We start from the raw sequence: 24,415 nt of genomic DNA, 5'->3' as shown, positions 1-24,415 counted from the left end.
TCATTGATCGAGGATATTATATATTTACTCTCATGATATAAAAAAACCGTCCGGTGCTCCTCTAAAGAGCATTGGACGGTCAAGAAAGTAATCTCTCAACATGAAAAGCTAATACCCTACTTCACCTGATATTAATACTCTATATTGATTATAAAGCAAGCCTTTTTTACAGGTTTCAGGTAAACGAGCCGGCCTAAGGTAGTAAAGAGTGGCAATTATTGCAGCCATGGCCACCTATAATGCCAGGTAGCTATGGATTTGATGTGGTGCTCATGCATTAAAGAGCTTTTTCAAACAGAGCATTCTTTGCGGTTATGATTACCTCAACAGGTCTCAGTGGAAGCCTAAGGTTATCTGATAGTACAGTTCGTTTTATGCATGGTTTTTTTTATTGAAGCCGGATCTTCCATTTCCATTCCCTCGTCGCTTCACTTCAGGCGTCTTCATACGCAGAGAAAGTGTCCGGTTACCGCATAACCCTACTACGTCACGGATAAAATCGGGGCAGGATTTTATGGTCAGGTCTTTGAGAATATCGATATCCACCTCTCCTCTTCCATCAAAATGAAGAGTGAGATGCAGCGGAGTGAGACCATGGTATCGGTATAAAATTTCCTTGAGCCGGCTTAGATGCTGCCGTGAGGTAGCCTCAGCTTGCAAGGTTATTACAGCTTTTTCTGTATATTTTTCCATGGCCTGTTGAACCAAGCTGATTTCCTGTGCTATTACTTTTGCCCCACGCTCCCCTTGCTGTATTGTTCCGAGGACAACCAGTGGTAGATCACTTCGAAGAATTTCTGAACACTCGGCAAAGGTGGATGGAAAGACAATGACTTCTATCTCGCCTGTCATGTCTTCAATGGAAGTAAAGGCCATTCGGTCGCCTTTTTTGGATTTGTGTTCCTTGTAACTGGAGATGAGGCCACCTATTCGAATTGGCTGCCCATCTCGCCACGTGCCGGCGTTTTCAACATCAGCATCGGTGATCATGCTCATTTCTTCTTTAATGCCTTCCAGTGGGTGGCCGGTGAGGAAGAAACCGACAGTGTCCTTTTCGTAAGCAAGTTTTTTTAATTCAGGCCATTCGTCTATTGCAGGGAGGGTAATTTCAGTTGAACTGGTGGTTTCAGCCTGATTACCTAGGGCAAAGAGGCTCATCTGACCGCTCATGCGATCTCGTTGAATCGCTTTAGCCTGTTCAAGTGCGTGGTCCAGAACTTCCATAAACTGGGAGCGTTTTCCTTTCATGGAATCAAAGGCCCCGGCTTTGATGAGGCTTTCTATGACTTTTCGGTTCACCCGGCTTCCATCAATGCGATTACAGAAATCACCCAGAGAGGCAAATGGTCCATTTTCTTTACGTTCGTCCAAAATAGAATCAAGGGCAGCTCCACCGACATTCTTGACGGCTGCCAGCCCAAATCTGATTCGGTCTTTGATAACCGTAAAGTCATGATAGGATTCGTTTATATCCGGGGGGAGTACATCAATATTATTCTGCTTGCATTCCGAAATATATTTGACCACCTTATCGGTGTTGTCAACATCGCAAGAAAGAAGAGCTGCCAGGAACTGGGCGGGGTAGTGGGCTTTAAGGTAGGCTGTCTGGTAAGCAATAAGAGCATAGGCTGCCGAATGGGATTTGTTGAAACCATACCCGGCAAACTTAGCCATGAGGTCAAAAATGTACTTGGCTTTATCTTCAGGGACATCGAGTTTCTTGGCACCGGCCATGAATTTTTCCCGTTCCTCTTCCATGACCTCGGGTATCTTTTTCCCCATTGCCCGACGAAGAATGTCAGCATCTCCCAGACTGTAGCCTGCAAGAATGTTGGAAATTTTCATGACCTGTTCCTGATAAACAATAACGCCGTATGTTTCTTCCAGGACAGGTTTGATCTGTGGTAACGGGTAGTCTGGCAGCTGGCGACCATGCTTGGTTTCGACAAAGGTGTCAACCATGCCGGAGTCAAGTGGTCCCGGACGATAGAGAGCAACCAGGGCGATGAGGTCGGTGAACTGCTCGGGATGCATCTTGATCAGCAGTTCGCGCATGCCGTCACTTTCCAGCTGGAAAACCCCCAGGCTGTCTCCTCGGCAAAGCAGGTCGTAACTCTTGGCATCATCCATGGGGATTTTGCTGAGCTCAACTTCTTTACCAACATCAAAGGCGATGAGTTTTAAGGCTCGGTCAATGACGGTAAGGGTCTTCAAACCGAGAAAATCGAACTTGATGAGTCCGGTTTTTTCGGTATACTTCATGTCGTACTGGGTCAGAATTTCCTTGTTTGGCCCGATACATACCGGTAGATAATCGACCAGCGGCGTGGGAGATACAACAACCCCGGCAGCATGGGTAGACTTATGCCGAGAGAGCCCCTCAAGGGTTTGTGCCACCGTGAGCAATTCACGGACGTCTTCATCCTTCATCGCGTCCCTGAGGCGTGGCTCTTTGTCGATCGCCTTTTTCAAGGTAATTTTCAGCTCATCCGGTACCAGTTTGGCAATCCGGTCTACAACCGGCAGGGGAATTTCGAGTACCCGGCCAACATCACGCAGCACCGCCCTTGCTTTCATTGAACCGTATGCAACAATCTGGGCGACATAATCATCACCACCATACTTACTGCGCACGTAGTCAATAACCTCATCTCTTCGATCTTTGCAGAAATCTACATCAAAATCGGGCATGGACATACGTTCCACATTGAGGAACCGTTCAAAAATAAGTCCATAGGGAATGGGGTCAATGTCCGTGATAAACATGCAAAAAGCTGCGAGGCTTCCGGCTCCGGAACCACGACCTGGTCCGACCGGAATCTGATGCGCCTTTGCCCAGGTGATAAAGTCGGCAACAATAAGGAAGTAACCTGAAAATCCCATTGTTTTAATGACCCCTATCTCCATGGTTAGCCGGTCTTTGTAGGTTTCTTCAAGTTCCGGTGGAACCTCTTGCAACTCTCGAAGGTGATCAAGCCTTTTCTGTAATCCTTCCCAGCAGGATGTTTCAAAGACATTTTCCAGGGTATCATTTTCAGGTATGGGGAAAATGGGAAAATAGTGGGCACCAAATTCCAATTCAAGGTTACAGCGTTCAGCGACTTCCAGGGTGTTGGTAACTGCCTCAGGGCAGTAATGAAATTGCTTGGCAATTTCCTCCGCTGTTTTGAAATACAGTTCCTGGGTGGGAAATCGGAATCTGTTGGGATCTGTAATAGTTTTCCCGGTCTGAATGGAGAGAAGGACCTCATGAGCATAAGACTCTTCTTTGCTCAGGTAGTGGCAATCATTGGTCGCAACAAGTTTGACGCCGAGTTCCTCGGCAAGCTCCATTATGCCTTTGTTGGCAATGGTCTGTTCGACAATGCCGTTTTCCTGCATTTCAAAGTAGAGCCGATCTCCAAAGACCTGTTGGATTTCTATCGCCTTGGCCCTGGCTCCGTTAATATCATTGTGGGTAATTCTCCAGGGGATTTCCCCGTGAAGGCAGGCGGTAAGGATTATCAGGCCTTCCTGGTGTTTGTACAGGGTCGGAAAATCGATACGGGGCTTATAGTAAAATCCATGCCGTTGAGCTATGGACGCCAATTTCATTAGGTTGGCATAGCCAACGGCATTGGTTGCAAGAGCGACCAGATGAAAGTTGTGACCAGCAGAACGGTCATGGATATGCATCCCGTTTTCAGCCATGTAAAACTCGCAACCCACAATCGGTTTTACTCCGGCTTTGGTTGCTTTTTCGTGAAATTCAAGAGCCCCGTACATGGCGCCGTGGTCTGTAACCGCTACCGCGGACATGTCGAGCTCGCGGGTCCGGTCAATAAGGTCTTTGAGGCGGATAGCTCCGTCGAGCATGGAGTATTGTGTATGGACGTGAAGGTGAACAAATGGTGCAGACATAGGCGGCAAAGAAAGTGTAAAGATTGGGTGATTGAAAGGGTGGGTATACTTTTTGTTTCTATAAGGAACAGGTCAGTTAAGGCCTATGGTGCCGTCTATATGTGCTTCCTGCAAGTTGGCTCCATCTAGTTTTGCTCCTGTGAGGTTGGCGCGAATAAGATTAGCACCTTGGAGATCGGCACCTCTAAGGTCGGCGTTTTGGAGGTTCGCCCCAGGGAGATTGGCATACTTAAGGACAGCATTTCTGAGGTTCGCCCCCCGGAGGTTCGCCCGACGCAGGTTTGCCATCTGTAAGTCAGCATTCGCCAGGTTGGTACCAGCCAAATTAGCCTCAACCAGGTTGGCTTTATTCAGATCAGCGCCGTCCATATTGCATCCTGGGCAGTTCTTTGCCACCCATTTGACAGTGGCTTGCGTATCTTTTGATGCATGATCGGTAGTTGTCGGCTCCGTAACCGCGTATTGCTCAGTTTTTTGTTGTTGACGACTATTGTTCTGCTCCTCAGAAGAAGAGGTCGTGGGTTGTTGCTGTCGTTGTCGAGCAGATTTACGGAAGCTTTTTTTCTTGGCAGCAGGAGCAACGAAAAGGTGCTTGCTGTCCCCTGCAAAATATACTGCAGAATATTCGACCACATCGGCACTGTTGGCCAGAAAAATTTTCTCACGGTCGCCCCTCATGAAAATCCGATAACATTTCAAGTCGCCATACCACCAACTTTTCATTTTCAAGCACACCTGTCCGTCTTCACTAACGTCCCATCTCCCTGTGTCCTGGTTAGCGTAGAGATCTTTGCCGAATAAACGGCTTGAAGGATCGAAAAAAAGATAGCTATCCTCTTCTGAAGACTGAATGTAGAGGGTGTTCCCTTCTACCAGTTCCAGTATTTCTGCAGGTGGTAATTCTTTGGTTCCGGGCTGGTCGGTAATGGTGCTGACCGTTGCAGGGGAACAGCCTAACAGCAATAAAAGAGAGCAGGCAAAGAAGATGAACTGGTACATGGTTCCGGCAGGCAGGTTTCGCGTAAGCAGCAAGCACGCATTTACAGGGAGTCGTATCTGGCAGGTGATATAATACACATACCTGTAAAATTTTGCCATCCTCTTCTTGGTTGAACTACTCCCGGTCAGGATCTGCTGCAGGCATAAGGGAATCGTCGATATTAAATCTTTTTCTGATTTTTGCCAGCGGTACCAAGTCTGCTTTTCGGGCGGAGGGAGTAAGGAATGAAAGTAATTTTGTTTTTAAAATGGTGGGATTGAGTTCGCTTTGAATAGCAATGATACCTTCCATTATAATTTTTTGGAGCAGCAGCTCATGATTGGTCCTTTCCCGGAGATTGGCAGCAAAGGGTACAAAAAAGAAATTAGCAAAAATGAGCCCATAGAGGGTTGAGGTAAGGGCAACCGGTACTGTTTTAAGAATCACAGAAGTGTCGCCGATTCCTGCGAGCATGGAGATCAGGCCGACAACAGAGCCTATGATGCCAAACGCAGGGAAAAAGTCGCCTATGGTACGGAGGATTCTTTCACTGTCTTCTCTGCGTAGCTTAAAAAAATACATTTCTGTGTTTAAAATATCACGAATTTGATGCGGTTCGTAGTTATCAACCAGGCATCCAAGCCCCCGGCGGAGAAACAAGATAGATGTTTCGTTTTCTTCCTCCTGCAGCGACAAAACACCTTCCATGCGGGATTTTATGGCGAGGTTAATCAGGATATTGACAATATCGTCTTCAGAGATGTTTCTTTGGGTGTACGAAGCGCGGACAACCATATACACGATTCTTAGCCTGCTGACCTGGAAACTTAACAGAGCTGCAGCAGCACTTCCGCCAAGAACGATTGAGAGCCCGGCAATATTAAAATAGAGTGCGAGGTTGCCTTTGATCAAAAAACCGGTAACAAAAATAACAACACACAGAATAAATCCGATCAGGTTTTTTCTTCTCATGATAGTCCTATTCTTTTATTGAGCGGGCTTGGTCCTGTCGATTGCAGGTGGTGGTTCTTTGGAGAGGATGATTTCTACTCTTCTATTTTTACTTCTATTTTTTTCATTGGTGTTTGGTCGAACTGGTCGAAAATAACTAAATCCTGATACCACTATCTGTTTACCGGGGACCCCTATATCCTCTATAAGGAAACGTGCAACCCGGCTTGCCCGTGCAACTGATAACTCCCAGTTGCTGGGGAAAAGCTGCGAATGCATGGGTACGGAATCGGTATGGCCTACTATGTTTATCATATAGGGTGTCTGTGCGATGATGACAGATAGGCTGCGCAGAGATTCTAAAGACTGAGGCGAGAGTTCTGCTTTGCCTGACGCAAAAAGAAGGTCGCCGGCAATGATGATACGTACCGTTTTATCTGGAACTAATTCCACCGAAGCAAAATCGGCCATTTTTTCATCGGTAAGGGTAGTCTGAGAAAGGTCGTAAATTTCAGTGAAAATATTGTCATCGACAGTTGTTTGTTCAGTTTGCTCTTTGATTATCCCTTGTTCAATCTGCAAGCTCTCTTTCACTATCAGTTCACGGGGGATCACTGTGTCGGTAGGCGCAGTCGAGAGGGGCGGCGAAACAGGCTCTATGGGGACTGGTTCGGATAAATCCAATTCGATAGCATTTATTGGAATTTCTTTTTCTGCCAATGTGTCGTCTACTATGATTTCATCTTCAGATACGCGCTCTACTGATTTGAGCTTATCGGCGCGATGTTTTGAGATTTGGGGAGAGATCGGATGAAACGGAAGAGTTGTCTCGGGCGACAACGGCGGTCGGGAAATGATCTCGCCTGCTACTACTTCAACGCTTTCTTGGTTAAGAAACTCACGGTTGGCAAGTTGATAGATAAAAAGGGTGAGAAAGAGGATAAACATCGTCATCATCAGGTCCGCCCATGCGATAGACCAGTGAACAGGTCGCGGAGTACGGGAACGAAAAAAAGAATCCTCTACAACAAAAGTAGGCTGCGTTGTCGCCTTGTGCCAATCAACAGGTGGCCTGGATATACCTTCGACGCTGTCTGCTTTTTTTGTTTCATCCACTGGTGGCAAATGTTTTGACGGAGGGGGAACTTTGTTATCTTCCATGCCTTTTTATCGACAACTTTGTTATTAAACAAAAGTAGAATTTTCATTAGTCACAAGAATATCGATCAGATAGTACCATGTTACCATCATAGACGAGCATTTACTCCAGCTTTTTTTTTAGTGCCGGCGGGAAGAGTGCGGGCCAAGGGGGGGAGATCTTCCTGGTGGTTATTTTTGTGGGCAAAGGTCAGACGTGAGGAAGGAGGCTTTCAACCACTCGAGTTTTTCTAAACTTGCAGCAACATCTTTTGCCGAGCGTTGCTCAAGGGTGCAAAGTAAAGGCTTGTTATGTATGCTTTTGAAAAAGCCGGCAAAATCAAAACAACCAGCACCAATTGCGAGATGAGCATCTCTGGTGCCGTCGTTGTCGTGTAAATGCACCTGCCCCAGCCAAGGACGAAGAGCTTTGACCCAATCTTGCCACGTGGTGTTGGAAAAAGCCAGTACATGACCTGTATCGAGACAGAATCCAAATGGAAACGATTTGAGCCTGGAAAAAAGAGCCAGGTGAACAGATGGATCAAGCTCATAGGTGTTTTCAAACATAACCGGTATGTTTTCCCTTGCTGCAAGTGGCAGCAACCGGCTCCATGTTTCTGTGCTTACATCCAACCAACGGTCGAGATTATGAGCATGTTTATGCGATTCGAAACCAAGGTGACAGACAATGCTTTTGGGTTTGAAAACAGGGAGCAGCGAAAAGGCCCGATGAAGTTTTTGCCGTGATAAAGATATGATTTGAGAATCAAATCCACCTGGGACGAGGTCGTGAAAAGGGGCGTGTAGAGTACAGGAGAGTCCGTGGTCCCTGAGCTTGTCAGCCATTTCCTGGAAGTTTTTATCTGGTTCGGTCCATAGAAAATTCCCCTCAAGGCCTATTTCGGGTTGAAGCTTGTTGTCTAAAAAAAAAGGAAGCAGGTCGTCGGGACAAAGACGATCAAATGGTGCGTTTATAAAGCAGGCACGGGTGAGATGCTTGTATTTTTTGAGATCTGGTAATGGCGTCATAAAAGGAAGAACCCGCCACACTGAAGTGGCGGGTTATAATCAATAGAACGAAAGGAAGCGTTACTCTTTATCCTGTTTGAGCGACTTGACAAAAAGACCGCCGGCCAACCCTATGAGTCCCAATTCCTTTATCTGCTTCAGTGCGGGTTGTGACATTTTCGCAAGCATAATGCGCCTGAGTGAAGCTTCAGGCATCTCCTGAGGTGCGCTCTGCATCAGCAGTTCCATGTCAGCCTTTTTGCTACTGTAATAGCGGCCGTTGGAGCCAATCTGCACGGCTGGTGACGTGAGGGCTACAGCTCCTTTTTTGACATATTGCGAAACCTCTGATTCAGGGTCATCAAGGTCGCCGAAAATTCTGGCCCCTGCAAGGCAGGTCTGTACACAAGATGGAGCAAGTCCTTCGGCGACTCTTGGCATACAGTAGGTGCATTTGTCCGCTTTACCGTCACTTTCGTCGTCGGCGAGATCTTCATTGATGTATCTGGCACCATAAGGGCAGGCATCACGGCAGGCGCCACAGCCTATACAACGTTCCTTGTCAATCTGGACGGTACCGTTGAATGGGTCTTTCCAGGTAGCAGCAACTTCCATGGTGACGGTTTTGCCAGTCTTTGCATCCTTCATGGTCATATTGACTGTATCAGCAGGGCAGACGTCTACACATGGGGGCTCATCGCAGTGGTTGCAAAGTCCCGGATAATACGTGTAGGACATGCCGGCTGATGTATTTGCCGGTCCTAGTCGATATACCCAATTGCGCCCAAACTCGGCGGGTACCTCCCACTCAGCTTTACAGGCAATTGTGCAGGCGTGACAGCCAACACATTTGTCGATATCGATAATCATGCCATATTGCATTTCTCATTCCTCCAGAGAATATCTTACTTGATGGTTGCGAGCGTGTGATTATATGCAGCCATCAACTGACTTTTACAAGTTTGACAAAGTTATTGCGCATACCATGGCAACCTGTTTCAGGATCAACAGCCAGTTTGGTAATAAGGCTCGTGTCATCGATGCCTTTGTTATGCCCTATTGTCAGTTCCGGGTTTATGGAGCCGAAGCCGTGGTAGATGTAAACCGCATCTTCACGGATACCCGGTGTTACCTTGACGGTTGCCGTCGTACGTGACTTGACCCCGTCTTGGTTTTCCAAGGAGACTGTATCGCCTTCTTTAAAGCCCAGCTTGGAAGCAACTTTGTCGTTGAGCCATACAGGGGTGCTGTCCATGGCAGCCATCAACCATGCATTGTTTTGGGTACGGTTGAAGGTGTGTACCGGCGAGCGACCGTATAAAAGGCGCATGTATCCTTGAGGAGCCCTTTCCACTGGAATATAGGTAGGGATCGGTGGGTAACCCGCATCTTCCAGATCTTCATTGTAGAAAATAACAGTCATGTCCTCGGAAATACCATATGGATCTTTACCAGGTTGGATATGGATTCCATCTTCAGCACGAATTTTATCTATACTGAGACCGACGCCGGCTAGACGGGTATTGACCATCTCAACCTGATCTTTGGTGGGAATGAATTCGCCGTATCCCATCCGTTTAGCCAGTTCATTGGTAATCCAGATACCGTCTTTACGTTCAAATTCAGGATCCACAAGCGGCATGCGAGGGGCGATATACTGCTGGTGTTCGTCCGCAAAGTTCCACTGGGTGCCGGTTTTTATGTAGTCGTATCGCTCGAGGTAGGAGCATTCGGGCAGGAGTATGTCAGCATACATGGTGATGTCTGTAGGCATGACATCGGTACACATGACAAAATCCATCTGTTCGAGCATTTTAATGGTTTTTTCCTGATTGGGAATAGTTTGAATCGGATTTTGTCCCCAGATCACACATCCTTTAATGGGGTAAGGCTTGCCGGTGATGGCAGCATCGCGAATCAAATCCGTCGGAGTTCCCGGAGGGGAAAAATCATGCGAGTTATCAGCATAGTCACTGAGCAGATCAGGGTCATGGTCACCATGGGGCCAGCTCACTTTTTTTAACCCCTTTGGTCCTTTGGGAGGAACAAATGCGCCTTTAACGCCAAAGGCACCAAGTACGCCTGTCAGGCAGGCAAGGGCACGCTGTCGCTGAAAGTCGTTTCCATACCAGGACACATGGCGACCAGGGTGGATAGCCACGTTCGGCATGTTGGCAGCCAACAGGTCGGCGACCTCTTTTATCTGGGCAACAGGTATATCGCATTCAGCAGCAGCTTTTTCAAGTGTCCATTCTTTGATGCCTTCTGCAAATTCCTCAAATCCTTCACCGTATTCATCGACAAAGTCTGCTGCATATTTATCATTTTGGATGAGGTAGTTCATAATAGCCAGCAGCATGGCCGTGTCAGTTCCCGGACGGATGGGTACCCAAATGTCAGCCTTTGCTGCTGATGCAGAAAAACGTGGGTCAACGACAACCAGTTTGGCTCCATTTTCCAGTCCCTTAAGATAACGCTTAAGGTGGGAGACATGAACATTCTCTCCAAAGTGGCCGCCTAAAAGGAAGATCACCTTGGTATTAGGCATGTCTACGTTTTCGCCAGGCGGTTGTTCGATGGTGGCCATATAGGCCATATCCCTGATGCCGCGGCACTGGAAGAAGGATGCTTCAGACACGTTAGGTGTGCCTACCGTGTGCTCAAAGAAATGGAAGGGATAACTGGCAGATGCTCCATGGGGGAATATTGCAAGACTTTCCGGCCCGTGTTCGTCGATCACGTTTTTCAGCTTGGTGGCACAGGTGTCAAGCGCTTCATCCCAGGTGATGCGTTGCCATTTTGGAGCTCCCCTTTTGCCAACATTTTTCATGGGGTACTTCAGGCGGTCTGGATCGTATAGCAGCTTTACGCCGGCATTCCCGCGGGCACAGATGGAGGCGCCATTGTCGATGGATTTGGGGTTGCCTTCAATCTTTACCAGGCGGCCATCACGAACTTTTCCAACCAGCTGGCATCTCCAGAAACACATTTCACAGACACCGCCAACAACCGTGTCTGTATCTTTAAAGCTTCCTGGTGGTACCAGTGGTGCTTTTGCAACTCCAGTCTCTGCTTTTGCCACTACTTTTGATAGCGGCACGGACGCAGCGGCAATGGAGGCGGTTTTTAAAAAATTCCGCCTGGAAAGATGTATTGCCATTTACTGTTCCTCCTTGGTGAAAAAATCAATTAACTGTATCGACACCCTGTAAAATGGATGACGAGCTTCCTGTATACTGTGCTTTAAAAATCGTATAAACCATGGCCGAAAGAGTGAGTGCAAAAAAAGCGTTTCCTCTTCCCGTCTGTTTTCGCCGGCAAGTGCTGCTAAAAATTCGAGCTCATGCTGGATATGGTCTGGTGGTTCGGTGGATGATGTGACTTCATACCCGCAACTGCGATAAAAATCTTTGATTTTTTCTGTAGTTTTTCCCTGGATGGATCTGTCACCATCCATATACACAGAGGCGTAGGGCGGTATGGTCGTTCCTGGTGAAGCATTTATAAAAAGCTGGGTATATTCTATTTGGAGATCATTGAGGAAGTCACCTGTTTGCGACCGCCACTTTTGCATATCCGCATATTCTTCTTTCCACTCAAGAGATTGTAATAAGGCTTCGTATGCATCAAGAAACTGCCCGTCAAGAAAGGATGAGTCTGGGTAGCGCATAGCCAAAGCGAGAAAACCATAAATTTCACTGAGCAGACTTGCCTCGGTCGAAAGTTCAGTTTCCAGTTTGGGAGCTTGTGATTCGGTGCTGTGCATGGCGTGGGAGTATAATCGTGGGAGTTAACAGGAAAGAAGATTACAGAGAAACTAACGTGAACATTCTGTGACCAGGTATCAAGGCCCTTGGCTGAGTGAGAAAGCGTATCATAGCTGCTGTATAGGTAATATGAATGACATCGTAAAAATGATCATGTTCACACAACGTAGCACATAATCCATTATTATACAATAACCGTCTCTTGTTCAATTGACCGTCTGTATAACAGGCAAGAGGATACATATTATGTATGTTCCTGGAAAATGACTTGATCAGTATTTACTCAGTAATGATGATCGGTTGAGTGCGTTTTGCTGAGGAATGCATCCTTTGCTTTTTTTATTGCAGATGGTGAGTAGGAAGAATCACTTAGACACGACAATGGTAAATAGAAAAAAAAATCGTGTTTTAAACTGCAACAATTGGCGTGGAGACCCGTGGTTGGCAAAATTTTTTTCTGCATGAAATGTGGATTAGAAGGGGGGTGACCTAGGAAAAAATGTAAAAAAATAATGAAAGGGCAAGCATGAAAGAATAATTGTTTTTAAGGGAATTATCGCTGAATGTTCATTCATTGTGAATAGTATTGCGCAAAGGGGATGCCAAAAAACATAAACAGGAGCTTGCCAGTATAATTATTATCTGTTAATATGAAAAATTAATGACTGCATCTCGTTGAATTTCTTGCACTTTTCGTGCCGTAATCCTGTTTCCGCCCCAGCACCACATCTTGGCCTGTTTTCACGTTTTTTATCTCTTGACTCGTAGAATGCGGATTGTTATAAGAGCTTAGCTTCATTTTCATATTTCTTGCTGAAGTGGTTGTATTGATTGCGTTGTCCACCAATAGATACGGGGAGTCAACTCCGTATCTATTACAATAGTAAATCATACAAGGGGGAGGTAAGTTTCATGAGTCAAGACAAAGTGCCTGTACAAGCTTGGATTACCACATTCGCGGGTACGGCGATTAACGCCTGTCTGGGTATTCTTTATGCTTGGAGTGTCTGGAAAGGGGCGATGATTGCCCCGTCCGTCGACATGGTTGGGCAGCCAATGGGTGGCCTAAATGAAGGTTGGAGTTATTTATCTGCGGCTCAGCTTTCTACTCCTTTCTCGCTTGCAATTATTTTCTTTGCACTGACAATGATTCCTGGTGGAAAGATCCGAGATGCATTTGGTCCTAAATTTGGCGCCACTCTTGGTGGTCTTCTACTTGCTGTTGGTTGTATCGTAGCAGGAATGATGAAAAGCTACATGGGATTGATGATCGGTTTTGGTGTGCTTGGCGGTACTGCAATGGGTATCGGTTATGCTTCTCCAACTCCTGCTGCATTAGTATGGTTTGGAGCTCATATGCGCGGCTTGATCGCTGGTCTTGTTGTAATGGGCTATGGTGGCGCGGCGCTGTACATCTCGCCTCTGGCAAAATTTTTACTCGGTAAATATGGTATTACCGGTAGTTTTGTTGCTCTTGGTATTTTCTTTGCCGTAATTGTTATCATCGCGGGACAACTTCTTCTGACTCCACCACAAGGCTATGTTGCACCGGTACAACGTTTAAAAGAAGGGGCAACGGCACCCAAAAGGGCTGTTGCAACCACCAAAAACTGGAAGTGGCAACAGATGGTCAAGACTCCTCAGTACTGGATGCTGCTTATTATGTTTATCTGCGCTACCCAGTCCGGACTTCTTATCATTGGTAACGCTGCAGGCGTTCTGAAAAAAGTAGGTGCCAGTATTCCTTTCTTGGCAGCCAACGGTTGGATTTTAGCATCTTTCGGTGGTATTATGAATGCTGCCGGTCGACCATTTACAGGGATTTATGCTGATAAATGGAGCAGGATGAAAGCTTATGCCTTGAATAACTTCATGGCTTGTATCGCTCTTGCCAGTATGCCTTTTATCATCGGTTCTGGAAATGTACTCCTGCTCTTTGTCGCAGCGGGTGTCGGATACTGGCAATACGGTGGTCTGCTGTCACTGATGCCGTCTTTTATTGCAGACTTTTATGGCCCAAAGAATCTTGCTATGAACTTTGGAGTGGTCTTCTTCGGTTGGGGACTGGGTGCATTTATGCCTAGGCTTGCAGGAATGATCGAAGATAAGACAGGTAGTCTTACTACTGCCTTCTATCTGTCAGCGAGTCTGCTGGTACTGTCAGTTGTAATTGCACTTATGCTCAAGCGTCCGGATGATTCCCATATCCCGGCAGAGCAGTAAAAGGTCCTTTACGGAAAAGAAAATGTAAGGAGTCGGTTCTGTAAGAACTGTCTTACAAAGCGGATATGCCGAAACGGCATATCCGCTTTTTTTGTAAAGCTTATGTTGTACCCGTCACAAAAGTCGGGGTGAAATTTGATGGAGGGGTTATGGATATGCAATTGGAGCCCGGCGTTCAGGGGCGGGAAGAACTGATTGTTGAGCAAAAGGATACCGCAGCACGTTACGGGAGTGGTCTTGTAGAGGTGTATGCTACCCCGGCAATGGTCGCCCTGATGGAGAAAACATGTCTTCAGTCGGTGTTGCCGTTTCTGCCGGCAGGGCATGGAACGGTTGGCGTGAAAGTCAATGTCTCCCACAGCAAAGCAACGCCGGTAGGAATGCAGGTAGTGTGTGAGTCCGAGTTAATTGAGGTGGACCGGCGGCGGCTCGTATTTAAAGTTGTTGCCAGAGATGAGGTCGGCGAAATAGGTAGAGGGCTCCACGAGCGTTTTGTTATTGATACGGAAAAATTTATGGCGAAGTTGTAATTTTGTCCCGTGTGTTTTTTTGGGGGTGCCTGCAGCTGATTGCTTGCCGCAGAGGATATGCGAAAGGAGTTTTCTCCCTGCCTTCTTCTATGGCTAGGCAGGGAGAAAGTTGCTTTATTGCTTTTTATCCGGTGTGTTGTACTTATTTAATACGCCATACAGCATGTCCGGCAAGTCGTCTTGCTGTCTTGAACTACGCTTGATCTGCACTAAACATTTTTCAAGAGTGATACGCTCTCCTAGGACAACATGTCTTAGAATCAGGGATATAAGGCGAGTTATCGTTGTGAGGTTCGAGATTCTTGATTGAAGCTGATGGTCTCGTTCAAAGGCTGTGGATGCAAATATTTCCACAGGGTTTCCATTTATCTCGCTTACCGAGAGATACCATTTGTTGAACTCTCGATCAACGGTGCGGTATCGTTTACCATCCAGTACTTCTGGAAGCTCGCCTTCTGAATCAATGGTATGTGGGTGTGGCTTTAGAAGGATAGGCTCGTCCTGATATTTTCGCCAGAGATTTTTAATGAGCCCAGGATTGTTCTGCACGGTTTCAAGTAGTAAGGTGCATCTGGAGCAGGCCATTTGTCCTTCAACGTGCTGGAGCTTTTTTTCAGCGAGACCGCAGATGTCACAGATTATCTTGGTGTTGGTATCCTTCAAGTTTGCACTCCTGTTTTTGGTTGGATCAACGTATTCATGGATTCTATACCCTGCCTGTTTCGATCAGAAAAGAAAAAATAACATTGTCACAGGAAAGAAATCATGCGCAGTCGATTTAATCGCCGCCAGGATATGCAAACAAGGTATATTAAGGCAAGACGCCGTGGCCTTGCCTATGCCAAACCTGGTGTTCATAATTGTATTATTATTATTGACGGGCTGAAGCCGGATTTCAATATAGGTAAGATCATTCGTTCTGCAGATGCCTTTAGTCTTCAAGAGGTGCATCTTGTCGGGGTTGATTTTTTTGATCCTGAACCGGCTAAAGGTTCCATGCGTTGGGTGGTGCTCCATCAGCATCCCGATTTTCAATCCTGTTATGAGGCGATTTCCGATAAAGGGTTTATCTTTTATTGCCTGGAGCCGGCAACAGATCGTTTGCTTGGGAGTGAACAATTTCCTGAGAAAACAGCATTTATAGTCGGGCATGAAGAGTTCGGGGTGAGTTTTGATATTTCTCAGTACCCTGCCATTCGTTCACTGGCAATACCACAATGGGGGCATGTCCAAAGTCTCAATGCGAGTGTTGCCGCTTCCGTGGCAATGTATGAATATGTCCGTCAGCATGGTACGTGCAAGGAATTGCAGGAAAAGGATAGGGAGTGATAACTTTTTATGATGACAACGGTTAATGCCCAGTGACCGGGGTGCGCATTTTGTTGGCTTTTTATCTAATTGAATTTTAGCCTGATTTTTTTTGTTTATCCATCCGTTTTTTCTTCTGTTGATGGTTATTTTGCTGGGTGCTGATGTTTTTCTCTTGCATCTTGCAACGTTGTTGGTAGAATTTACACCTTTGGTTTTAGCATATAGAGTATCGAATATTTACCTATTTTGAGAGTAAAAATGGAATACAGGGACACACTTAACCTGCCGAAAACAAGCTTCAAGATGAAGGCCAACCTTACCCAGAAAGAACCGATAGCGCTTAAGCGTTGGGAAAAGGGAGAGCTTTATAAAAAATTGCAGCAGCACGCCGAAGGAAAGCCATCTTTTATTCTGCACGACGGCCCTCCTTATGCTAATGGAAATATCCATCTAGGGACCGCATTCAACAAGGTCCTAAAAGATATAATTCTTCGCTCCAAAAGAATGGCTGGCTTCAATGCTCCCTATATTCCAGGGTGGGACTGTCATGGACTGCCCATTGAGCATAATGTGGATCTTGAATTGGGAGCAAAAAAACAGGAAATATCCACCCTCGGTAAAAGGGGGGCCTGCCGCAAGTATGCCGGGAAATGGATTAAGACCCAGAAAGCACAATTCAAACGTCTTGGGGTTCTTGGCGACTGGGACGAGCCTTACCTCACCATGAATTATTCTTATGAGGCAGCGATAGCAGCCGAGTTTAATAAATTTCTTCTTTCCGGTGCTGTGGTTCGTTCTAAAAAGCCTGTGTACTGGTGTTCTTCGTGCGGCACAGCGCTCGCCGAAGCAGAGGTAGACTACGCTGATCATACATCTCCGTCTGTCTACGTTAAATTTCCAGTTATTGACGATTTGAGCGAAATTATACCTGAGTTAAGCAACAAAAAGGTGAATGTCCTTATCTGGACAACCACTCCCTGGACCTTGCCTGCAAATCTGGCCGTTGCCTTTCATCCTGATTTCGTTTATGCGGCCGTCGCTGTTGACGGTGAGATTTGGATAATGGCCAAAGAATTGGTCGAGCCTTGTTTTGAATCGTTTGGGCGCGATGACTATGCAGTGGTTGCAACATTTTCAGCCAAAGAGCTTGAGGGGAAAAGATGTCGTCACCCGTTTTTGGAGCGTGATTCATTAATGGTGTTGGCAAATTATGTCACCACCGAGTCGGGAACTGGTTGCGTGCATACTGCTCCCGGCCATGGTGCCGATGACTATTTGACCGGATTGCGTTATGGACTGGATATCTTGTCTCCGGTCACTGATGATGGACATTTTACAGAAGAAGCAGGAAAATATGCCGGGCAGCTAGTGCCGGATGTCAACAGGCAGATAGCTGATGATATGCTTGCAGACGGTTCTATGGTCCATGAAAAATCTATTCATCACAGTTATCCCCATTGCTGGCGATGCAAAAAGCCCGTCATGTACCGGGCCACTGCACAGTGGTTCATCTCCATGGAAAAACTTGAATTGCGCGAAAAGGCACTGAAAGCTATCCAGCAAGTAAAGTGGACACCTAGCTGGGGAGAGCAGCGTATTTACGGTATGGTTGAATCTCGGCCTGACTGGTGCCTGTCTCGTCAACGCTCATGGGGAGTGCCGGTAACCGTGCTTACCTGTGAGGCCTGCGGTGAAATATTAAAAGATCCCGGTGTATGTGAAAAAATTGAACAGGCTTTTTTCCAGGAAGGAGCAGACGCCTGGTTTAAGCACGAGGCTGCAGATTTTGTACCTGAAGGAACGTCTTGTAGCTGTGGTAGCAATATTTTTGTCAAGGAATCAGATATCTTGGATGTCTGGTTTGATTCCGGTACCAGTCATGCCGCTGTGTTGGAAACGCGTGAAGAGCTGCATTCGCCGGCCGATCTTTATTTGGAAGGCAGTGATCAGCATCGGGGCTGGTTTCAGTCCTCTCTGCTCACTTCTATTGGAACCCGCAATCGAGCTCCTTATCACGGGGTGTTAACCCACGGCTACGTAGTAGATGGACAAGGGAAAAAGATGTCCAAGTCAGTGGGTAACGTCGTTGCTCCACAAGAAGTGATAGATAAATATGGTGCAGAAGTTTTACGGTTGTGGGTATCTAGTGAAAACTATCAGGATGATGTTAAGGTTTCCGATGAAATCTTGAAACAGGTGTCTGACGCTTACCGGAAAATACGCAATACCATTCGTTTTTTATTAAGCAATATATATGATTATAACCCTGATATTCATCAAGTAGCGCCTGAGCACTACACAGAACTTGATAGGTGGGCCCTTGCAAAATTTGCAGCTTTGACCGATCGGGTCACCCTTGCCTATGAGCGGTATGAATTCCACACCGTGTACCATTCCATTTTTAATTTTTGTGGTACTGTTATTTCCAGCATCTACATGGATGTTCTCAAAGACAGGCTGTATTGTTCAACTCCTGATGCTGCTGAACGTCGTGCAGCGCAGGCTGTGATATCACGAATCCTGGATGGGTTGCTCCGGTTGATGGCACCAATTCTCTGCTTCACTGCAGATGAAGCATGGGCTTCGTTCCATTCGTTGCCTCAAAACGGTGCTCTTGAAGAGACAATTAGTTTTGCTGCATTTCCTGATGTGCAGGATATTAAATCTGATAAGGAGTTGCTCACCCGGTGGGATACTTTGTTGGAATTACGTAGCGCAGTGACCAGAGTGCTTGAAAATGCCCGTCGGGAAAAAATCATAGGACTCTCTCTTGATGCAGAAGTTGTGCTGCAGGCGAATGATGCTCTGATCCCCTTTCTGGAAGAGCATCAAGAACAGTTACAAGAACTCTGTATTGTTTCTTCGCTGCGACTGGTGAAAGAGGATAACCAAGAAGTGGGAGTGCAGTTCGTAGCCGCCGAAAATTTAAATGGTCTGCAAATAGCCGTACAGCCTGCATCCGGAAAAAAATGTGAGCGTTGTTGGATAGTGTCACCCTCTGTCGGTTTAGATGCGGAACACCCAACGATATGTGCCCGCTGTTCCGCTGTTGTGCGTTCGCTTGCCTAGAAAGATCGTAAACGCCATGCGTTCATTCATCGTGGTGCTGCTGGTTGCCGTCCTTGATCAGGCAACCAAGATCTGGATAGTGCAGCATTTTGACTTGTATGAAACCCGGGAGATTGTTCCGGGTTTTTTTAACCTGACCTATCTCACCAACAATGGGGCTGCTTTTAGTATGCTGGCTGGTCAGCCGGCATTATGGAGGCAGTTGTTTTTTATCTGTGCCACTATCATCGCCATGGTCATTATTGTGATTGCTCATCGCAGTTATTCAAGGGAAAGCAACTGGTATAGTGTTGCACTCTCTCTTATTGCCGGTGGTGCGATTGGAAATCTCATTGATCGAGTTCGGTTGAGTTATGTGATTGATTTTCTCGATGTGTATGTTGGAACCTCACACTGGCCCGCATTTAATATTGCTGATTCTGCAATTACAGTAGGGGTGATCCTGTTTATTGTTACCAATGTTATTCTTGAGCGGGCAAAGAAACACACCAAGTAGTGAGTATTAGAAGTAGTAATGAAAAAAACAGCTATTTTTTTCCCAGGACAGGGATCGCAATATATTGGCATGGGGCAGCAGTTTCTCGAACAGGATCAGGACGCTGCTGACCTCTTCCGGTTGGGAGGTGAAATATCAGGATTTCCGCTCAAAGAGCTCTGTCTTGATGGACCGCTTGAGGAGTTAACCAGAGTCCTACACCTTCAGCCGGCACTGACGGTTATTAACCTTATTTGCTGGCAACAACTGCTTAAGATGCTGCCTGGTTTTAAACCTGACTACCTTGCTGGTCATAGTTTGGGTGAGTATTCCGCTTTGCATGCTGCAGGAGTACTTTCCGCAGCTGACACGTTATCTCTGGTGACCAAACGTGGAGAGCTGATGGAGCGAGAAGGCGCTGCAAATCCAGGTGGAATGCGCGCTGTTTTAGGCCTTTCCCGTGATACAGTTGAGGCATTGCTCACCAATTCCACAGGGCCGGGTGTTGCTGTTATTGCCAATCATAACACGCCGGCACAGGTGGTGATTTCCGGGGATGCGCAGGGATTGGATACTGTGAGTGCTCTCTGTCAGGAAGAGGGCGGTAAAGTTATTCCATTGCAGGTGAGTGTTGCCAATCACAGCCCGCTTGTTGCCGGTGCTGTAGCTGATTTTGCTGATTTCATGGAGACCGTCTCTTTTCAGTCCCCCTCTATACCCGTCTTTTTCAACGTGACTGCAGAGTCGATTGAGCAACCTGAGGATATTCGATCTGTAATGGCACGGCAAATCGCTTCACCTGTACGCTGGGTTGAAATAGTTGACAAGATGGTTGCCGACGGGGTTGAGGTTTTTGTTGAGCTAGGTCCGAAAAATGTACTTACAGGTATGATGCGAAAAATTTTACCGAGAAAGTCAGGAGTAACTTGCCTGCAGGCCGACACCCCGGAACGTTTACAAAAGGTAGTTGATACTATTGCCGGGTGATAAAAGCCTGGATCGTCATGGTTTTCTTCCTGCTTGACAAGAGTTGATCTATGGAGTAATAGTGTAAAATTTCCGTTTTCAAAATTTTAATGGCTTCTTTCCGGCTGTAAGCCGAAAGAGCCGTTTTTCTATAGACAGGATATGTTTGAAAATTTAACAGACCGACTTGAAGGTGTATTTAAGAAACTCCGTGGCCACGGTAAGCTGACTGAAGAAAATATTCAGGAAGCTATGGGAGAGGTGCGTAAAGCACTTCTTGAGGCTGATGTCAACTTTAAGGTTGTTAAGGAGTTTGTTGCATCTGTTACCAAGAAGGCTGTGGGGCACGAGGTCCTTACTAGCCTTTCTCCTGGGCAACAGGTTGTTAAAATAGTCCATGACGAACTCGTTGAGTTGCTTGGCAGTCAGGCAGAACCTCTTCAGCTTGATGGCCGACAACCTGTGGTTATCATGATGGCTGGGCTGCAAGGGTCGGGTAAGACCACCACTGCAGCCAAGTTGGCTAAGCAACTTAAGGCCGGCGGGCGTAAACCACTGCTTGTTCCTGCCGATGTCTACCGTCCTGCAGCTATCGATCAGTTACAGGTTCTTGGTAAGCAGGTGGAAGTACCTGTGTTTGACTCATCTACCGATCAAAAACCGGTGGATATAGCAGAAGCCGCCCTGGCCAGTGCTCGGGAGAGCAAGTGCGATACCGTTATTATCGATACTGCCGGTCGACTCCATGTCGACGAAGCGTTGATGAACGAGTTGCGTGACATCTGTAACGCTGTAGATGTTACAGAGACCCTTTTCGTCGCTGATTCGATGACAGGGCAGGATGCCGTAACCGTTGCCGCTAAGTTTAACAGTGATCTTGAAATCACTGGTGTTATACTCACCAAAATGGAAGGTGACGCCCGCGGCGGTGCTGCATTATCTGTTAAAAAGGTAACAGGTAAACCCATTAAATTTGTGGGTGTGGGCGAAGGTGTCGATGCGCTCGAAGTTTTTCATCCAGATCGGACTGCCTCAAGAATTCTTGGAATGGGAGATGTTCTATCTCTTATTGAGAAGGCCGAGGCCGTTGTTGATCAAAAGAAAGCGCAGAAACTGGCAAGGAAAATACAGAAAAACGAATTTACCCTTGAAGATTTCCTAGAGCAAATTCAGCAGATCAAGAAAATGGGTAATCTTGAACAGCTTATGGGAATGATTCCAGGAATTAATAAGTTAAAGCAGGTGAAAGACGCACCTAAGCCTGATGAGAAGGAACTCGGTAAGACCGAAGCCATTATTCGGTCAATGACATTGAAGGAAAGGCGTAATCATCGGATCATCAATGCCTCCAGGAGGCAAAGAATAGCCAAGGGTTCCGGCACCTCCGTTGCGGAGGTGAACAGGGTGCTGAAGAGCTATACCATGATGTTGAAAATGATGAAAAAACTCAAAGGTAAATCGGTAGTGCGGGGTGGAAAACGTCGCAAAATGCCGAAGGGGTTAACCCGGTAGGTACCAACTTTTATATTTTTTTCAACAGTCGTTGCTGAACAACTGTTGAGATCGTTTTATATCCACAGGAGGATAACTAGCAATGGCAGTACATATTCGATTGACAAGAAAAGGCCGCAAAAAGAGCCCATTTTACAGAATAATCGTGGCTGATAGTCAGGCACCCCGTGATGGTAAGTTTTTAGACATTGTTGGAACGTATGATCCGATGCAGGAACCGGCTGCTGTCTCCATTGACAGTGAAAAGCTTGATGGATGGATTAAAAAGGGTGCAAAGCCGACAGTCACTGTGAAAAGCCTTATCAAAAAGCATGCTGCTGAACCTGTTGCTGCTGCATAAATGAAAGAAATAATCGAATTTATTGCTCAAAGGCTTGTTGATAAGCCTGATGAAGTAAATGTTTCTTTGCGGGAAGAAGATGACAGTGTCGTTGTCGAACTGCGGGTAGCGCAAGAAGACTTAGGCAAAGTTATCGGCAAACAAGGCAGAACAGTACGGGCAATGCGCACCGTACTTTCTGCCTCACTTGCTAAAGAAAATAAGCGTTCTCGACTCGAGATACTAGAGTAGCTATGAATAATACCGGAGGGCAGACCGGTAGCTTTGTTCTGCTGGGCAAGATTGTCAAAGCACATGGAATTCGTGGTGAGGTGAAGATTTATGCCTTCACTGAAACTGCAGCTAACCTCTACGACTACACGAGATTTTATCTGTCGGCTGATGATGGTAAAACTCACACTGTATACACTGCTAAAAAAATGCGTGCTCAGGGTGGAGTAGCTATTACTGCGTTTGAAGGGTGTGTTAATCGCAATCAAGCCGAGATCCTGGTAGGGCAGGGGGTGTGGGTTGATGCGGATGATTTGCCGGAACTCGATGACGGTGAATTCTATCTGCATTCTCTGCAAGGGAAGCAGGCTATGACTGTTGAAGGACAAAATATTGGCAAGATTGTTGCTGTTATAACAGGGAGAGGGCAAGATTTGCTCAGTATTCAGGATGACGGGAAGGAATATCTCATTCCCTTTGTCGCTGATTTTGTTGTTGAAAATAAAGACGATGAAATCATCTTTTCTCTACCACCAGGGCTGTTGGAAATCAACGGTTAGACTCGTAGTATATGATTTTCGACATATTAACTATTTTTCCCGACTTTTTTGAGTCTCCCTTGCAAGAGGGTATTATCCGCAGAGCATTAGGCGCAGGAAAAATAGATGTGAACATACGTAATATACGTGAGTATGCTCTTGATCGGCATAAAATGACCGATGACAGACCATTTGGCGGTGGTGAAGGAATGGTTATGAAACCTGAGCCGCTTGCAGCGTGTATAGATGATATAGTCAGTGATGGTAGGGCATATAAAGTTATAGCTCTATCCCCAAGAGGCAAACAGTATACGCAGCAAGTAGCACAACAATTAGCTGCTGAACCGCGATTGATTTTGGTCTGCGGGCGCTACGAAGGGATAGATCAACGTTTCACCGACAGATATGTTGATCAAGAAATCTCCATCGGGGATTATGTTCTTACAGGTGGAGAATTAGCAGCAATGATAATGGTTGATTCGATTACCAGGTTATTGCCGGGGGTTTTAGGATGTTGTGATTCAGCTACCAATGATACTTTTAGTAGAGGCTTGCTGAAGCACTCACAATATACCCGGCCAAGGGAGTTCCAGGGGCAAACAGTTCCTCAAGCTCTGCTCTCTGGAAATCATGCTGCGATTGAGCAATTCAGATTGACAGAGTCGGTGAGGTTGACCTTGAAACATCGTCCAGACCTCCTTGCCGAGGCACAATTTTCCTCAGCGGAAAAAAAAATGCTTAGGCAGGAAGGCTTGCTTGATGCTATTCAGGATATAAACCAAGCACCATGATTGTGCCAACACCAATACACGTCGAAGTTGTTCTTGTCCATGCTCCGGTTGTCAATAAAAAAGGCGAAACCATTGGGTCGGCTGTTACCAATCTGGACCTACATGACATTGCACGGGCAGGGAAGACGTTTGGGGTGGATACCTTTTGGGTAGTCACACCTTATCAGGAGCAGCAAAATTTGGTCAATCAAATCACCTCCCATTGGACGGCAGGACATGGTGGTAAAGTTGCCAGCGACAGAGCCGAGGCATTATCAATTATTAAGGTCAGTGAAGATCTGGATTCGGTAATTGCCGGTTCTACACAAAAGAATGGACAAAAACCCTTTATTCTTACCACCTGTGCCAAGGACGTAAGCAATCAATTGCACTATAAGGCGGTAAGGGATAAAATTTATAATGGTGTCCCGGTAATGCTGCTTTTCGGCACAGCATGGGGGTTAGCACCCAGTGCTATGGAGATTGCAGACGCAACATTGCCCCCTATCAAGGGTGAGAGTAGCTTTAACCATCTATCCGTACGTTCTGCAGTCTCGATTATTCTTGATCGATTGCTGAGCAAAGGGTAGAGAAAACATAGTATTTTATGGAGTTAGAAACTGGAAGCATCATACAAATGAGTATGTTGCCTATTGACAGTGTTATAAAGGATGATTTGGAGGCATCCCTCGGGTCGGAGAGCACCGCAGGCTGCAAGAAGTGCC

Annotated in this window: 21 protein-coding genes; 12 read left to right on the top strand and 9 right to left on the bottom strand. The window is 46.4% G+C overall.

Translation table 11 applies throughout. The features are described 5' to 3' along the window. Positions 1-372 precede the first annotated feature (372 nt). From dnaE to JWH17_RS00300, 8 genes are all read right to left on the bottom strand, one after another. Positions 373-3,900 carry a DNA polymerase III subunit alpha gene (dnaE, locus tag JWH17_RS00335; RefSeq protein ID WP_205220561.1) on the bottom strand — a complete coding sequence of 1,176 codons (3,528 nt, stop codon included), beginning with the start codon at positions 3,898-3,900 and terminating at the stop codon, positions 373-375. Positions 3,901-3,972: 72 nt separating this feature from the next. Then, on the bottom strand, positions 3,973-4,998 hold the full coding sequence (locus JWH17_RS00330; protein WP_205220560.1) for a pentapeptide repeat-containing protein: 1,026 nt from the start codon (positions 4,996-4,998) through the stop codon (positions 3,973-3,975). Between the two features lie 16 nt (positions 4,999-5,014). Next, on the bottom strand, positions 5,015-5,851 hold the full coding sequence (locus tag JWH17_RS00325) for a motility protein A (RefSeq protein WP_205220559.1): 837 nt from the start codon (positions 5,849-5,851) through the stop codon (positions 5,015-5,017). 15 nt (positions 5,852-5,866) lie between these two features. After that, positions 5,867-6,991 carry an OmpA/MotB family protein gene (locus tag JWH17_RS00320; protein ID WP_205220558.1) on the bottom strand — a complete coding sequence of 375 codons (1,125 nt, stop codon included), beginning with the start codon at positions 6,989-6,991 and terminating at the stop codon, positions 5,867-5,869. Positions 6,992-7,159: 168 nt separating this feature from the next. Then, positions 7,160-7,999, bottom strand: a complete 840-nt coding sequence (locus tag JWH17_RS00315) for a sugar phosphate isomerase/epimerase family protein (RefSeq protein WP_205220557.1) — start codon at positions 7,997-7,999, stop codon at positions 7,160-7,162. Between the two features lie 60 nt (positions 8,000-8,059). Continuing rightward, a complete protein-coding gene (locus JWH17_RS00310; RefSeq protein WP_205220556.1) occupies positions 8,060-8,860 on the bottom strand; it encodes a 4Fe-4S dicluster domain-containing protein in 801 nt (266 codons plus the stop codon). 61 nt (positions 8,861-8,921) lie between these two features. Beyond that, entirely contained in the window at positions 8,922-11,138 is a 2,217-nt protein-coding gene (locus JWH17_RS00305; RefSeq protein WP_205220555.1) for a molybdopterin-containing oxidoreductase family protein, read from the bottom strand. After that, a complete protein-coding gene (locus tag JWH17_RS00300) occupies positions 11,139-11,744 on the bottom strand; it encodes a TorD/DmsD family molecular chaperone (protein WP_205220554.1) in 606 nt (201 codons plus the stop codon). A 913-nt stretch (positions 11,745-12,657) separates the two neighbouring features. Here JWH17_RS00300 and JWH17_RS00295 point away from each other — a divergent pair. Together JWH17_RS00295 and JWH17_RS00290 are read left to right on the top strand one after the other, a co-directional pair. Then, positions 12,658-13,968: an L-lactate MFS transporter gene (locus JWH17_RS00295; RefSeq protein ID WP_205220553.1), complete on the top strand. Its 1,311-nt coding sequence runs from the start codon at positions 12,658-12,660 to the stop codon at positions 13,966-13,968. Between the two features lie 155 nt (positions 13,969-14,123). Further along, positions 14,124-14,498 (top strand): thioesterase family protein, encoded by a 375-nt coding sequence (locus JWH17_RS00290; RefSeq protein ID WP_394713345.1) that lies wholly within the window; start codon positions 14,124-14,126, stop codon positions 14,496-14,498. A gap of 114 nt (positions 14,499-14,612) precedes the next feature. Here JWH17_RS00290 and JWH17_RS00285 read toward each other — a convergent pair whose 3' ends face one another. Then, the gene (locus JWH17_RS00285) at positions 14,613-15,161 is read right to left on the bottom strand and encodes a TSCPD domain-containing protein (protein WP_205220551.1); all 549 of its coding nucleotides are present in this window, start codon (positions 15,159-15,161) and stop codon (positions 14,613-14,615) included. A gap of 102 nt (positions 15,162-15,263) precedes the next feature. On the opposite strand from JWH17_RS00285, the gene JWH17_RS00280 reads away from it, so the two are divergent. The 10 genes from JWH17_RS00280 (at position 15,264) to JWH17_RS00235 (ending at position 24,280) form a co-directional block, all read left to right on the top strand. Beyond that, a complete protein-coding gene (locus JWH17_RS00280; RefSeq protein ID WP_205220550.1) occupies positions 15,264-15,827 on the top strand; it encodes a TrmH family RNA methyltransferase in 564 nt (187 codons plus the stop codon). Between the two features lie 240 nt (positions 15,828-16,067). Continuing rightward, on the top strand, positions 16,068-18,878 hold the full coding sequence (ileS, locus tag JWH17_RS00275) for an isoleucine--tRNA ligase (RefSeq protein WP_205220549.1): 2,811 nt from the start codon (positions 16,068-16,070) through the stop codon (positions 18,876-18,878). Between the two features lie 16 nt (positions 18,879-18,894). Beyond that, the gene (gene lspA, locus JWH17_RS00270) at positions 18,895-19,374 is read left to right on the top strand and encodes a signal peptidase II (protein ID WP_205220548.1); all 480 of its coding nucleotides are present in this window, start codon (positions 18,895-18,897) and stop codon (positions 19,372-19,374) included. A gap of 18 nt (positions 19,375-19,392) precedes the next feature. Then, positions 19,393-20,340, top strand: coding sequence for an ACP S-malonyltransferase (fabD, locus tag JWH17_RS00265; RefSeq protein ID WP_205220547.1), 948 nt, complete (start codon positions 19,393-19,395; stop codon positions 20,338-20,340). 141 nt (positions 20,341-20,481) lie between these two features. After that, positions 20,482-21,831 carry a signal recognition particle protein gene (gene ffh, locus JWH17_RS00260; RefSeq protein ID WP_205220546.1) on the top strand — a complete coding sequence of 450 codons (1,350 nt, stop codon included), beginning with the start codon at positions 20,482-20,484 and terminating at the stop codon, positions 21,829-21,831. 82 nt (positions 21,832-21,913) lie between these two features. Then, positions 21,914-22,171 (top strand): 30S ribosomal protein S16, encoded by a 258-nt coding sequence (gene rpsP, locus JWH17_RS00255; RefSeq protein ID WP_205220545.1) that lies wholly within the window; start codon positions 21,914-21,916, stop codon positions 22,169-22,171. Next, a complete protein-coding gene (locus JWH17_RS00250) occupies positions 22,172-22,402 on the top strand; it encodes a KH domain-containing protein (protein ID WP_205220544.1) in 231 nt (76 codons plus the stop codon). Positions 22,403-22,404: 2 nt separating this feature from the next. Then, on the top strand, positions 22,405-22,941 hold the full coding sequence (rimM, locus tag JWH17_RS00245) for a ribosome maturation factor RimM (protein ID WP_205220543.1): 537 nt from the start codon (positions 22,405-22,407) through the stop codon (positions 22,939-22,941). Positions 22,942-22,952: 11 nt separating this feature from the next. Next, positions 22,953-23,711, top strand: a complete 759-nt coding sequence (gene trmD, locus JWH17_RS00240; RefSeq protein WP_205220542.1) for a tRNA (guanosine(37)-N1)-methyltransferase TrmD — start codon at positions 22,953-22,955, stop codon at positions 23,709-23,711. Continuing rightward, the gene (locus JWH17_RS00235) at positions 23,708-24,280 is read left to right on the top strand and encodes an RNA methyltransferase (protein WP_205220541.1); all 573 of its coding nucleotides are present in this window, start codon (positions 23,708-23,710) and stop codon (positions 24,278-24,280) included. Before trmD ends, JWH17_RS00235 begins: the two co-directional genes overlap by 4 nt. Positions 24,281-24,415: the final 135 nt, after the last annotated feature.

The organism is Desulfogranum marinum (assembly GCF_016918565.1).
GTDB classification, from domain to species: Bacteria; Desulfobacterota; Desulfobulbia; order Desulfobulbales; family Desulfobulbaceae; genus Desulfogranum; species Desulfogranum marinum.
This window is presented reverse-complemented; position numbering and strand designations above follow the sequence as displayed.

Bases quoted from the DNA above. Each gene is read 5' to 3' on its own strand.
- dnaE (WP_205220561.1), bottom strand. From the start codon at position 3,900: ATGTCTGCACCATTTGTTCACCTTCACGTCCATACACAATACTCCATG.
- JWH17_RS00330 (WP_205220560.1), bottom strand. From the start codon at position 4,998: ATGGCAAAATTTTACAGGTATGTGTATTATATCACCTGCCAGATACGA.
- JWH17_RS00325 (WP_205220559.1), bottom strand. From the start codon at position 5,851: ATGAGAAGAAAAAACCTGATCGGATTTATTCTGTGTGTTGTTATTTTT.
- JWH17_RS00320 (WP_205220558.1), bottom strand. From the start codon at position 6,991: ATGGAAGATAACAAAGTTCCCCCTCCGTCAAAACATTTGCCACCAGTG.
- JWH17_RS00315 (WP_205220557.1), bottom strand. From the start codon at position 7,999: ATGACGCCATTACCAGATCTCAAAAAATACAAGCATCTCACCCGTGCC.
- JWH17_RS00310 (WP_205220556.1), bottom strand. From the start codon at position 8,860: ATGCAATATGGCATGATTATCGATATCGACAAATGTGTTGGCTGTCAC.
- JWH17_RS00305 (WP_205220555.1), bottom strand. From the start codon at position 11,138: ATGGCAATACATCTTTCCAGGCGGAATTTTTTAAAAACCGCCTCCATT.
- JWH17_RS00300 (WP_205220554.1), bottom strand. From the start codon at position 11,744: ATGCACAGCACCGAATCACAAGCTCCCAAACTGGAAACTGAACTTTCG.
- JWH17_RS00295 (WP_205220553.1), top strand. From the start codon at position 12,658: ATGAGTCAAGACAAAGTGCCTGTACAAGCTTGGATTACCACATTCGCG.
- JWH17_RS00290 (WP_394713345.1), top strand. From the start codon at position 14,124: ATGCAATTGGAGCCCGGCGTTCAGGGGCGGGAAGAACTGATTGTTGAG.
- JWH17_RS00280 (WP_205220550.1), top strand. From the start codon at position 15,264: ATGCGCAGTCGATTTAATCGCCGCCAGGATATGCAAACAAGGTATATT.
- ileS (WP_205220549.1), top strand. From the start codon at position 16,068: ATGGAATACAGGGACACACTTAACCTGCCGAAAACAAGCTTCAAGATG.
- lspA (WP_205220548.1), top strand. From the start codon at position 18,895: ATGCGTTCATTCATCGTGGTGCTGCTGGTTGCCGTCCTTGATCAGGCA.
- fabD (WP_205220547.1), top strand. From the start codon at position 19,393: ATGAAAAAAACAGCTATTTTTTTCCCAGGACAGGGATCGCAATATATT.
- ffh (WP_205220546.1), top strand. From the start codon at position 20,482: ATGTTTGAAAATTTAACAGACCGACTTGAAGGTGTATTTAAGAAACTC.
- rpsP (WP_205220545.1), top strand. From the start codon at position 21,914: ATGGCAGTACATATTCGATTGACAAGAAAAGGCCGCAAAAAGAGCCCA.
- JWH17_RS00250 (WP_205220544.1), top strand. From the start codon at position 22,172: ATGAAAGAAATAATCGAATTTATTGCTCAAAGGCTTGTTGATAAGCCT.
- rimM (WP_205220543.1), top strand. From the start codon at position 22,405: ATGAATAATACCGGAGGGCAGACCGGTAGCTTTGTTCTGCTGGGCAAG.
- trmD (WP_205220542.1), top strand. From the start codon at position 22,953: ATGATTTTCGACATATTAACTATTTTTCCCGACTTTTTTGAGTCTCCC.
- JWH17_RS00235 (WP_205220541.1), top strand. From the start codon at position 23,708: ATGATTGTGCCAACACCAATACACGTCGAAGTTGTTCTTGTCCATGCT.